At 61.5% G+C, this 12,098-nt stretch carries 10 protein-coding genes and 1 pseudogene; 10 read left to right on the top strand and 1 reads right to left on the bottom strand.

Annotated elements, in window-relative coordinates; translation table 11 throughout:
• Positions 1–24 precede the first annotated feature (24 nt).
• The 3 genes from rpmE to LOY31_RS02060 all read left to right on the top strand — a co-directional run bounded on the left by rpmE (position 25) and on the right by LOY31_RS02060 (position 2,520).
• Positions 25–243: a 50S ribosomal protein L31 gene (gene rpmE / locus LOY31_RS02050; protein ID WP_007952398.1), complete on the top strand. Its 219-nt coding sequence runs from the start codon at positions 25–27 to the stop codon at positions 241–243.
• Positions 244–284: 41 nt separating this feature from the next.
• Positions 285–1,067 (top strand): thermonuclease family protein, encoded by a 783-nt coding sequence (locus tag LOY31_RS02055; protein WP_258712761.1) that lies wholly within the window; start codon positions 285–287, stop codon positions 1,065–1,067.
• 184 nt (positions 1,068–1,251) lie between these two features.
• Positions 1,252–2,520 (top strand): malic enzyme-like NAD(P)-binding protein, encoded by a 1,269-nt coding sequence (locus LOY31_RS02060; RefSeq protein WP_007952395.1) that lies wholly within the window; start codon positions 1,252–1,254, stop codon positions 2,518–2,520.
• 270 nt (positions 2,521–2,790) lie between these two features.
• Here LOY31_RS02060 and LOY31_RS02065 read toward each other — a convergent pair.
• Positions 2,791–5,234: pseudogene (locus LOY31_RS02065) on the bottom strand (penicillin-binding protein 1A).
• A 220-nt stretch (positions 5,235–5,454) separates the two neighbouring features.
• On the opposite strand from LOY31_RS02065, the gene LOY31_RS02070 reads away from it, so the two are divergent.
• The 7 genes from LOY31_RS02070 (at position 5,455) to aroB (ending at position 12,093) form a co-directional block, all read left to right on the top strand.
• A complete protein-coding gene (locus LOY31_RS02070; RefSeq protein WP_007952389.1) occupies positions 5,455–6,519 on the top strand; it encodes a pilus assembly protein PilM in 1,065 nt (354 codons plus the stop codon).
• The gene (locus LOY31_RS02075; protein WP_007952387.1) at positions 6,519–7,085 is read left to right on the top strand and encodes a PilN domain-containing protein; all 567 of its coding nucleotides are present in this window, start codon (positions 6,519–6,521) and stop codon (positions 7,083–7,085) included. Before LOY31_RS02070 ends, LOY31_RS02075 begins: the two co-directional genes overlap by 1 nt.
• Entirely contained in the window at positions 7,082–7,705 is a 624-nt protein-coding gene (gene pilO, locus LOY31_RS02080; RefSeq protein WP_085608413.1) for a type 4a pilus biogenesis protein PilO, read from the top strand. The genes LOY31_RS02075 and pilO overlap by 4 nt, the downstream gene beginning before the upstream one ends.
• Positions 7,702–8,226, top strand: coding sequence for a pilus assembly protein PilP (locus LOY31_RS02085; protein WP_258712762.1), 525 nt, complete (start codon positions 7,702–7,704; stop codon positions 8,224–8,226). The genes pilO and LOY31_RS02085 overlap by 4 nt, the downstream gene beginning before the upstream one ends.
• 14 nt (positions 8,227–8,240) lie before the next feature.
• Positions 8,241–10,319: a type IV pilus secretin PilQ gene (gene pilQ, locus LOY31_RS02090; RefSeq protein WP_258712763.1), complete on the top strand. Its 2,079-nt coding sequence runs from the start codon at positions 8,241–8,243 to the stop codon at positions 10,317–10,319.
• 4 nt (positions 10,320–10,323) lie between these two features.
• Positions 10,324–10,842 (top strand): shikimate kinase AroK, encoded by a 519-nt coding sequence (aroK, locus tag LOY31_RS02095; RefSeq protein WP_045121685.1) that lies wholly within the window; start codon positions 10,324–10,326, stop codon positions 10,840–10,842.
• Between the two features lie 150 nt (positions 10,843–10,992).
• On the top strand, positions 10,993–12,093 hold the full coding sequence (gene aroB, locus LOY31_RS02100) for a 3-dehydroquinate synthase (protein WP_011332082.1): 1,101 nt from the start codon (positions 10,993–10,995) through the stop codon (positions 12,091–12,093).
• Positions 12,094–12,098 lie beyond the last annotated feature (5 nt).

Consider the following 12,098-nt stretch of genomic DNA (forward strand, 5'->3'; position numbering starts at 1 on the left):
GGCACGCCAGCTGAGGAAAACACCATGAAAGCCGATATCCACCCGAATTACCCAGAAGTTGCAGTAACTTGCAGCTGCGGCAACAAGTTCGAAACCCGTTCGACCTTCGGCAAAGCCCTGGCGATCGACGTTTGCAACGAGTGCCACCCGTTCTACACCGGTAAGCAGAAGACTCTGGACACCGGTGGTCGCGTTCAGAAGTTCGCCGACCGTTTCGGTGCTTTCGGCGCGAAAAAGGCCTAAGGCCCTTCATTCTGGAAAACCTCAGCGGCTTTTCCGGTCTGATGAAAAAGGCGTCCCTTGCGGGCGCCTTTTTTGTGTCCGCGATTTGGCTCTCCGCCGCCCAGGCCTTGTGCCCGGCCCCGGCCGGGCTGGACAGCGCCACGGTGCAGCGGGTGGTCGACGGCGACACCCTGCGCCTGGGCGATGGGCGCAATGTGCGGATGATCGGCCTCAATACGCCCGAACTCGGCAAGCAGGGTCGCAGCGACGAGCCGTTTGCTGTGGCCGCGCGCAAGCGCCTCGAAGCCTTGGTCGCCGAGAGCGAAGGGCGGGTCGGCCTACGACTCGGCGCCGAGTCCAAGGACCGTTACGGCCGCACCCTGGCCCATGTTTTCAGCGCCAAGGGTGAGAATCTCGAAGCGCAGATGCTCGCCGATGGTCTCGGTTTCCAGGTCGCGGTGGCGCCGAATGTCGATCTGGTCGATTGCCAGCAAGCCGCCGAGCGCCGCGCGCGAAAGGCCGGGCTGGGCCTGTGGAAGCGCTCTCCTGTACTGAAAGCGGAGCAGATCGAGCGCTCTGGTTTTGCCGTGGTCAGCGGTCGTGTGAGCAAGGTTCAACGCAATCGCGGCGGAATCTGGATCGAGTTGCAGGACAAGGTTGTACTGCGCGTTGCACCCAATCTGCTGGATCGCTTCGACGCCACCTCTCTGCAGGCGTTGAAGGGCAAGCAGATCGAGGCCCGTGGCTGGGTGGTCGACCGTTCCCGGCGCGGTGGACTGAAATCAGGTCAGGCGCGCTGGCTGTTGCCGCTGACCGATACTTCGATGCTTCAGTCGTCCCGCTGAATAAAAAGTTGTAGACATTTTTTCTGTCGATTGTGAACAGTCTAGCCCTTGTGCGCCGTGGCTCTTGGCCCAAAGTCGTAGGGCAGGGCGCTTGACAGGGGTGACCGGGCAGTCTTGTGGGGACTTTGCGAGGCGCGTATCCTCGCTGACCAGTCTGTCCAACAGTAAAAAGCGGAATGCCAAAATGTCTGATCTGAAAACTGCCGCTCTCGAATATCATGCCAATCCTCGTCCAGGAAAGCTGAGTGTCGAGCTCACCAAGGCCACTGCTACCGCCCGCGACCTGTCGCTGGCCTACAGCCCCGGCGTAGCTGAACCAGTGCGCGAGATCGCCCGCGATCCTGAACTGGCCTACAAGTACACCGGCAAGGGCAACTTGGTTGCAGTCATTTCCGATGGCACCGCGATTCTGGGCCTGGGTAACCTCGGCCCACTGGCTTCCAAGCCAGTCATGGAAGGTAAAGGCGTGCTGTTCAAGCGCTTCGCCGGCATCGACGTCTTCGACATCGAAGTCGACTCCGAAAGCCCGCAAGCCTTCATCGACACCGTAAAACGCATTTCCATCACCTTCGGTGGCATCAACCTGGAAGACATCAAGGCGCCTGAGTGCTTTGAGATCGAACGCGCTCTGATCGAGCAGTGCGACATTCCGGTATTCCACGATGACCAGCACGGCACCGCGATCGTGACCGCTGCGGGCATGATCAACGCCCTGGAAATCGCTGGCAAAACCCTGGCCGACGCCAAGATCGTCTGCCTGGGCGCTGGCGCAGCCGCCATCTCCTGCATGAAACTGCTGGTGAGCATGGGCGCCAAGGTCGAGAACATCTTCATGGTTGACCGTACTGGCGTGATCCACGCTGGCCGTGACGACCTGAACCAGTACAAGGCTGTGTTCGCTCACCCTACCGAGAAACGCACCCTGGACGACGCCATCGAAGGCGCTGACGTATTCGTCGGCCTGTCGGGCCCGAACCTGCTGAGCGCCGAGCAACTCAAGCGCATGGCGGCCAACCCGATCGTCTTCGCCTGCTCCAACCCGGATCCGGAAATCTCCCCGGAACTGGCTCACGCCACCCGTAACGACGTGATCATGGCCACCGGCCGTTCGGACTACCCGAACCAGGTCAACAACGTGCTGGGCTTCCCGTTCATCTTCCGCGGTGCCCTGGACGTTCGCGCCAAGCGCATCAACGAAGAAATGAAGATCGCTGCCGCCAACGCCCTGCGCGAACTGGCCAAGCTGCCGGTGCCTCAGGAAGTCTGCGACGCCTACGGCGGTATCTCCCTGGAATTCGGTCGTGAGTACATCATTCCGAAACCAATGGACAAGCGCCTGATCACCGTTATCTCCGACGCCGTGGCCAAGGCCGCGATCGAGACTGGTGTGGCGACCCTGCCGTATCCGAAGAACTACCCGCTGAAAAGCGTGGATGACGTGTTCAACGGCTAAGTCGTTGTAGCGCTTCAACCGAAAGCCCCGGCTCGTGAGAGTCGGGGCTTTTTTATGCCTGTTGATTTTGGGGTGATCTTAAGGGCCTCTTCGCGGGCAAGCCCGCTCCCACAGGGTTTTGTGGCGTTCACAAATGGAGCGTACACCCGGTTACTGTGGGAGCGGGCTTGCCCGCGAAGAGGCCGGCCCAGACAACACAAAAATGAACAGGTAATAAAAAGCCCCGCACTTCAATCGAAGGCGGGGCTTTTTAGCGGTTCAGGATCAGGATCAGAACAGATCGATCGGCGCCTGCTCATCCGCTGGCAGCGGACTGCCCGGCACGGTGCCATTGCCGATCTCGTTGACCGACGGTGGCGTGTCCTCAGCCTTGAACAGCTCGAAGTAGGCCCCCGGCGTGCTCGGCGATGCCGCGCGACCGCTGACCGGGTCCACCCGCAGGCTGAGGATGCCTTCCGGCTCCGGCTGGACATGCGGTGGCTTGTCCTTGAGCGCGGCGGCCATGTAGTTCATCCAGATCGGCAGTGCCACGGTGCCGCCGAACTCCCGGCGACCGAGGCTTTCCGGCTGGTCGAAACCGGTCCACACGGTGGTCACGTAATCGGCGTTGTAACCGGAGAACCACGCATCCTTGGATTCGTTGGTGGTACCGGTCTTGCCCGCGATGTCGCTGCGGCCCAGGGCCAGTGCGCGACGGCCGGTGCCGAGCTTGATTACGTCCTGCAGCATGCTGTTGAGGATGTAAGTAGTACGGCCATCGACGATGCGCTCGGCAACTGCCGGTGCTTGCGGCACGGCGGCGTTGCTCGGCGCTTCACCCGGAACCGGCGCTGCATTGACGGTAAACGATTCGGTAGCGGGGGCCGCGATACCGTCGGTGGCCGCGCCGCCCTGCGGTACGGTCGGCGGATTGGCGACGAACAGCGTGTCGCCGTTGCGGCTTTCGATCTTGTCGATGATGTACGGGGTGATCTTGTAGCCGCCGTTGGCGAAGGTGCTCCAGCCGGTGGCGATCTCCATTGGCGTCAGGGTCGCGGTGCCCAGCGCCAGGGACAGGTTTGGCGGCAAGTCCTGCTTGTTGAAGCCGAAACGGGTGATGTAGTCGATGGTCTTGCCTACGCCCATCGCCTGCAACAGGCGGATCGACACCAGGTTGCGCGACTTGTACAGCGCCTCACGCAGACGGATCGGACCGAGGAAGGTGTTGGTGTCGTTCTTCGGACGCCAGACCTTGTCCAGGTACTCGTCGACGAACACGATCGGCGCGTCGTTGACCAGGCTGGCGGCGGTGTAGCCGTTGTCCAGTGCGGCGCTGTAGACGAACGGCTTGAAGCTCGAGCCCGGCTGACGCTTGGCCTGCATCGCGCGGTTGTAGTTGCTCTGCTCGAAGGCGAAGCCGCCGACCAGCGAGCGGATCGCGCCGTTCTGCGGATCCAGCGACACCAGCGCGCCTTGCGCCTGTGGGATCTGGCTGAGCTTCAGCGAATTGTTTGGCTGGCGCTGCACGCGAACCAGGTCGCCGATCTGTGCCACATCCGACGGCTGACGCGGGTTGGCGCCCATGCTGTTGGTGTTGAGGAACGGGCGGGCCCATTTCATGGTGTCCCACGCCACGTGCTCTTCGCCGGTGCGGGTCAGCACTTGCAGGCCGTTCTTGTCGACCTGGGTGACGATGGCCGGCTCGAGGCTACTGATCGTGCGTTGCTTGGTCAGTTCGGTGGCCCAGGCTTCACGGGTCTTGCCCGGCAGACGTGATTCAGGGCCACGGTAGCCGTGACGCTGGTCGTAGGTCATCAGGCCTTCGTGCAGCGCGGTGTTGGCCATTTCCTGGAGGTTGCTCGGCACCGTGGTGGTGACGCGGAAACCTTCGGTATAGGCGTCGCTGCCGTAACGACCGACCATTTCCGCACGGGCCATCTCGGCGATGTACGGTGCGTTCACTTCCGGGGTCGGCACGTGATAGCTGGCGTTCAGCGGCTCGTTGATTGCGGCGGTGTAGTCGGCTTCGGTGATCTTGCCGAGCTTGTACATGCGCCCGAGGATCCAGTCGCGACGCTCCTTGCTGCGCGCCGGGTTGGCCAGCGGGTTGAAGCGCGACGGGGCTTTCGGCAGGCCGGCGATCATCGCCATCTGCGCCAGGCTGACTTCGCGGATCGACTTGCCGTAATACACCTGCGCCGCCGCCTCGATGCCGTAGGCGCGGTTGCCCAGATAGATCTTGTTCACGTACAGCTCAAGGATTTCGTCCTTGGTCAGCTGGCGTTCGATCTGCAGGGCCAGAAGGATTTCAGTGGCCTTGCGCGAGAAGCTGCGTTCGCTGGTCAGGAAGAAGTTCTTCGCCACCTGCATGGTGATGGTGCTGCCGCCGGACTGGATGTGACCGCTCTTGACCAGTTGGGTCGCGGCACGCATCAGGCTGCTCGGATCGACGCCATAGTGATTGGCGAAGTTGTCGTCTTCAGCACTTAGTAACGCATTGATGAAATTGGGGGAATGTCGGCGAAACGGATCGGTGTGCGGCGCATTTCGCCAAATTCTGCGATCAACTTGTTGTCGCTGCTGTAGACCCGGAGCGGAATCTGCAACTGAATGCTTCTCAGCGCCTCCACAGATGGCAAACCCGGACTAAGGTAAAGAAACGCGCCGCTGAGACCTAAAAGCAGTCCGCAGAAAACGGCGACGATGGACCAACCGAAAAATTTCAGCAGACGAATCAAGGCTTTTGGACATCCACGGCAAAGAATGAATTGGGCGACAGGGTTCCGGGAAACACACAGAACGACCCGCGCCGGCAGTAAAAAGCGGAAAAAATCGCTGGGCATTATAAGCACTTTTCCGCTGGGGGCGTCATTTGCGCTTCTGTCAAGACGGGGCGAGGGAACGCAATGCGCATTACAGAGTCCGTAACTCACGGATAGTCATAGGGAATTGGTAGTGCTAGGACTCTTCAATAAAAAGGCCAATACGTTACTGGGGATCGACATCAGCTCCACATCGGTGAAGCTGCTGGAGCTGAGCCGTCAGGGTGAGCGCTACCGGGTCGAGGCGTACGCGGTGGAGCCGTTGCCGGCGAGTGCCGTGGTCGAAAAGAACATCGCCGAGCTCGAGGGCGTCGGCCAGGCCCTGTCCCGGGTGCTGGTCAAGGCGCGCACCGGGCTGAAAACCGTTGCGGTGGCAGTGGCGGGTTCGGCGGTGATCACCAAGGTCATCGAGATGGACGCCGGGCTGTCCGACGATGAACTTGAAAACCAGCTCAAGATCGAGGCCGATCAATACATTCCCTATCCGCTGGACGAGGTCGCCATCGACTTCGAAGTCCAGGGCGTTTCGCCGCGCAACCCCGAGCGGGTCAACGTACTGCTGGCCGCCTGTCGCAAGGAAAACGTCGAAGTCCGCGAAGCGGCGCTCGCCCTCGCCGGGCTGACCGCGCGGGTGGTGGATGTCGAAGCCTACGCACTGGAACGCTCGTTCGGCCTGCTGGCGACGCAACTGGCCGCGTCCCAGGACCGGCTGACAGTGGCCGTGGTCGACATCGGCGCCACCATGACCACCCTCAGCGTCCTGCACAACGGCCGGATCATCTATACCCGCGAACAGCTGTTCGGCGGTCGACAGCTGACCGAGGAAATCCAGCGCCGTTATGGCCTGACCCTTGAACAGGCGGGACTCGCCAAGAAGCAGGGCGGCCTGCCGGACGACTACGTCAGCGAGGTGCTGCAACCGTTTCGCGAGGCGCTGGTGCAGCAGGTGTCGCGCTCCCTGCAGTTCTTTTTCGCCTCCGGCCAGTACAACGCCGTCGACCACATTCTGCTGGCCGGCGGCACGGCGTCGGTGCCCGGGCTCGACCGGCTGATCGAAGAGCGCCTGAACACACCGACCCAGGTGGCCAACCCGTTTTCCGACATGGCCTTGAGCAGCAAGGTCAACGCCGGGGCCCTGGCGAGCGATGCGCCGGCCCTGATGATTGCCTGCGGGCTCGCGCTCAGGAGTTTCGACTGATGGCGCGGATCAACCTTTTACCCTGGCGCGAGGAGCGTCGCGAAGAGCGGCGCAAACGCTTCCTGCTGGCCTTGACCGGCGTGGTGGTCGGTTCGGTCGGGGCGGTGCTCATTGCCGACCAGATCATCAGCGCCGCCATCGCGCGGCAGGTCGCGCGCAATGACTACATCGGCAAGCAGATCGCCGTGGTCGACGAACGGATCAAACAGATCAGCGAACTCAAGGCCCACCGCCAGCAACTGGTGGAGCGCATGCGCATCATCCAGGACTTGCAGGGCAACCGGCAGATCAGCGGGCGGATTTTCGATCAGCTGGCGCGCACCTTGCCCGACGGGGTGTATTTCACCGATGTGAAAATGGTCGGCAAGACCCTGTCGATCAGCGGCGCGGCGGAGTCGAACAATCGGGTGTCCGACCTGATGCGCAATCTCGATGCCTCCGACTGGTTCGATGCGCCCAACCTCAATGAAGTGAAAGCCACCACCGCTGGCCAGGTGGATCAGGCCAACGTCTTTCAGCTGACCGTTCGCCAGACTCGACCCCGGATCGAGGAGGACGACCAATGAAGCCGTCCGAGTGGCTGGACAGCCTGCGCAATGTCGATTTCAACGACCTGGACACCAGCAACATCGGCTCCTGGCCGCCAGTGGTCAAAAGCCTGGCCGGCGGGCTGTTGATGGTGTTGGTTCTGGCGCTTGGCTATAACTTTTTCATCAGTGACCTGGAGAACCAGCTCGAGCTCAAGCGTGAGGAGGAGGTCACCCTCAAGGAGCAATTCGCGAGCAAGGCGCGCATGGCGGCCAATCTGGAGCTGTACACCCAGCAGATGAAAGAGATGGAAAACTCGTTCGGCGTGCTGTTGCGGCAATTGCCCAGTGACACCGAAGTGCCGGGGTTGCTGGAAGACATCACGCGCACCGGGCTGGGCAGCGGTCTTGAATTCGAAGAGATCAAGCTGCTGCCGGAGGTCACCCAACAGTTCTACATCGAACTGCCCATCCAGATCACCGTAACCGGTGCCTATCACGACCTTGCGACTTTCGTAAGCGGCGTGGCCGGACTGCCACGGATCGTCACCCTGCACGATTTCGAGCTGGCGCCGGCCAATCCCGAAGGCGGGCCGAAGTTGCGCATGAGCATTCTCGCCAAGACCTACCGCTACAACGACAAGGGGCTGCAAAAATGAGCCCGATCCGTTTTATCGCCTTATCGACATTGTTATTGATGCTCGGTGGCTGTGGCGGCGATGACTTCAGTGACCTCGACGCCTACATGAATGAAGTGCGCCTGCGTCCGCCGGGCAAGATCGAGCCGACCCCGACCTTCCGCTCTTTCCCGACGTTCACCTACAGCGCCGCCAACCTGCGCAGTCCGTTTTCGCGTCAGTTACGGGTCGATCTGGCCGGGCAGAAACACGGCTCTCGCGACGTGAAACCCGATCCCAACCGGGTCAAGCAATACCTCGAAGGTTTCAACATCGAGCAGTTTGAAATGGTCGGCACGATTGCCAACGCCTCTGGTTCCTTCGCGTTGCTGCGGGGGGCGGGCGGGGTCCATCGGCTCAAGGTCGGCGATTACCTGGGCCGTAACGACGGGCGGATCGTTGCGATCAGCGCTTCCCAGGTCGAAGTGGTGGAAATCGTTCCGGATGGCCAGGGCGCCTGGCTTGAGCGGCCGCGCACCATTCCTTTGAAAGAGCACTCATAAGTGGAAGTCGAATAATGAACAGGATTTTTTCCACCCTCGGTTTTTCGCTATGGATGGCGCTGCTTTCACCGATGGTACAGGCAGCCAATCTGAAGGCGCTGGACGTCGCGGCACTGCCGGGCGACCGGGTCGAGCTGAAGCTGTCATTCGACGGCCCACCCCCGCAGCCCAAGGGCTATACCACCGATTCGCCGGCACGGATCGCTCTCGATCTGCCGGGTGTCGCCAGTCAGCTGGCGAGCAAGACCCGTGACCTGGGCAGTGGCAATGCCCGCACGGCCACGGTGGTCGAGGCCAATAACCGGACGCGGCTCATCATCAGCCTGACGCAACTGGCGCCTTACGACACCCGGGTCGAAGGCAATGCGGTATTCGTGGTGGTCGGGCAAGGCAGCAAAGCCGCTGCCCCGCGTCCGGCGGCTCGTGCACCGCGCGCAGCACCTGCGGCAGCGCCGGTCCGGACCTTTGCGCCAACCGCCAGAGCCATTCGCGGTGTGGATTTCCAGCGTGGCACGGCGGGCGAGGGCAACGTGGTCATCGACCTGTCCGATCCAGCCATCGCACCGGATATTCAGGAACACGACGGCAAGATCATCCTCAATTTCGCCCGTACCCAATTGCCCGAACCGCTGCGGGTGCGCCTCGACGTCAAGGATTTCGCCACCCCGGTGCAGTTCGTCAACGCTGGTGTCAGTGGTGATCGGGCGACGATCACCGTCGAACCCAACGGTACGTTCGACTATTCCACTTACCAGACCGACAACAAGCTGACCGTCAGCATCCGGCCGTTGACCGTCGATGACCTGCAAAAGCGCAACGCCGACCGCAACAGCTATAACGGCGAAAAGCTCTCTCTCAACTTCCAGGACATCGATGTGCGTTCGGTGCTGCAACTGATCGCCGACTTCACCAACCTCAATCTGGTGGCCAGCGATACGGTGCAGGGCGGAATCACCTTGCGCCTGCAGAACGTACCGTGGGATCAGGCGCTGGATCTGGTGCTCAAGACCAAAGGCCTGGACAAGCGCAAGGTCGGCAACGTGTTGCTGGTGGCGCCGGCCGATGAAATCGCCGCCCGCGAACGGCAGGAACTGGAATCGCAGAAACAGATCGCCGAACTGGCGCCGTTGCGCCGCGAGCTGCTGCAAGTGAACTACGCCAAGGCTGCGGACATCGCCAAGCTGTTTCAGTCGGTCACCAGCGCCGAGGCCAAGGTCGACGAGCGGGGTTCGATCACCGTCGATGAGCGGACCAACAACATCATTGCCTACCAGACCCAGGATCGCCTCGACGAGCTGCGGCGGATCGTGGCGCAGCTGGATATCCCGGTGCGTCAGGTGATGATCGAGGCGCGGATCGTCGAGGCCAACGTCGATTACGACAAGAGCCTGGGCGTGCGCTGGGGCGGTTCGATCCAGAACAAGGGCAACTGGAACACTTCCGGGGTCAGCAACGGTTCGTCGACCACCATTGGTACGCCGGGCAGCACCAGCACCAACTCGCCGTTCGTCGACATGGGCACGGTCAACAATACGTCCGGGATCGGCATCGCGTTCATCACCGACAACGTATTGCTCGACCTCGAGCTGACCGCGATGGAGAAGACCGGCAACGGCGAAATCGTCTCGCAGCCCAAGGTGGTCACCTCCGACAAGGAGACCGCGAAGATCCTCAAGGGCACCGAGATTCCGTACCAGGAAGCCAGCTCCAGCGGCGCTACGTCGGTGTCCTTCAAGGAGGCGTCGCTGTCGCTGGAAGTGACGCCGCAGATCACCCCGGACAACCGCATCATCATGGAGGTCAAGGTCACCAAGGACGAACCGGACTACCTGAACAAAGTGCAGGATGTACCGCCGATCAAGAAAAACGAGGTCAACGCCAAGGTGCTGGTGAACGACGGCGAGACCATCGTGATTGGGGGCGTTTTCTCAAATACTCAAAGCAAGGTTGTAGATAAGGTGCCATTTCTTGGCGATGTGCCGTATCTTGGCCGCCTTTTCCGGCGTGATGTGGTTTCGGAGAAAAAATCCGAGCTGCTGGTATTTCTCACTCCGCGTATCATGAATAACCAGGCGATTGCTGTGAGTCGTTGATTCTGTGCGAAATTTGATTCTTGTAGGACCGATGGGGGCTGGAAAAAGCACCATCGGCCGATTACTGGCCAAAGAGCTGCGCCTGCCGTTCAAGGATTCCGACAAGGAAATTGAACTGCGTACGGGCGCCAATATCCCGTGGATCTTCGACAAGGAAGGCGAGCCCGGCTTTCGTGACCGTGAGCAGGCGATGATCGCCGAGCTGTGCGCGTTCGATGGCGTGGTGCTGGCGACCGGCGGCGGCGCGGTGATGCGCGATGCCAACCGCAAGGCCCTGCACGAGGGCGGGCGGGTGGTGTATCTGCACGCCTCCGTCGAGCAGCAGGTCGGCCGCACTTCCCGCGACCGCAACCGGCCGTTGCTGCGCACCGCCAATCCGGAGAAAACCCTGCGCGATCTGCTGGCGATCCGTGATCCGCTCTATCGGGAAATCGCCGATCTGGTGGTGGAAACCGACGAGCGGCCACCGCGCATGGTCGTGCTCGATATTCTCGACCGCCTGCAGCAACTTCCGCCCCGTTAAAGCGCCGCACGAAATGCGCTATCCTCGGCGACCTGTAATGGCCGCCAAGGGTTGTGGCGGATGGCGTGCGAGTGGCGTCACACCAGCACATGCCGTGAACATTCGATAATTCCAGGCAGGACGCCTGCTTCATCTTCATCGTGGGGACACATGCAGACACTCAAGGTCGACCTAGGCGAGCGCAGCTACCCGATTCACATTGGCGAAGGATTACTGGACCAGCCTGAGCTGCTGGCCCCGCATATCCACGGGCGGCAAGTGGCAATCATCTCCAACGAGACCGTTGCGCCGCTCTATCTCGAGCGTCTGACCCGCAGCCTGGCGCAGTTCTCGGTGGTTTCCGTGGTGCTGCCCGACGGCGAAGCCTTCAAGAACTGGGAAACCCTGCAACTGATCTTCGACGGCCTGCTGACCGCTCGTCATGACCGCCGCACCACGGTGATCGCCCTCGGCGGCGGTGTGATCGGCGACATGGCCGGTTTCGCGGCCGCCTGCTACCAGCGCGGCGTCGATTTCATCCAGATTCCTACTACGCTGCTGTCCCAGGTCGATTCGTCGGTGGGCGGCAAGACCGGGATCAACCATCCGCTGGGCAAGAACATGGTCGGCGCGTTCTATCAGCCGAATGTGGTGCTGATCGATACCGCGTCCCTGAAAACCCTGCCAGCGCGCGAGCTGTCGGCCGGCCTGGCGGAAGTCATCAAATACGGTCTGATCTGCGACGAACCGTTCCTGACCTGGCTCGAAGACAACGTCGACGCCCTGCGTGCGCTGGATCAAACGGCCCTGACCTACGCCATCGAGCGCTCCTGCGCTGCCAAGGCGGCGGTGGTCGGCGCCGACGAGAAGGAAACCGGCGTACGGGCCACCCTCAATCTCGGCCACACCTTTGGCCACGCCATCGAAACCCACATGGGCTATGGTGTCTGGTTGCATGGCGAAGCGGTCGCTGCTGGCACCGTAATGGCGCTGGAAATGTCCGCGCGCCTGGGCTGGATCAGCGAGCAGGAGCGCGATCGCGGCATCCGCCTGTTCCAGCGTGCCGGTCTGCCGGTGATCCCGCCGGAAGAGATGACCGAAGCCGATTTTCTTGAACACATGGCAATTGACAAAAAAGTGATCGACGGTCGCTTGCGCCTGGTGCTGCTGCGCCGGATGGGCGAAGCGGTGGTGACCGACGATTATCCGAAAGAGGTTCTACAGGCCACGCTGGGAGCGGATTACCGCGCTCTGGCTCAGCTTAAAGGTTAATAAGA

It is taken from the genome of Pseudomonas sp. B21-021 (assembly GCF_024749205.1).
Taxonomy (GTDB): domain Bacteria; phylum Pseudomonadota; class Gammaproteobacteria; order Pseudomonadales; family Pseudomonadaceae; genus Aquipseudomonas; species Aquipseudomonas paraglycinae.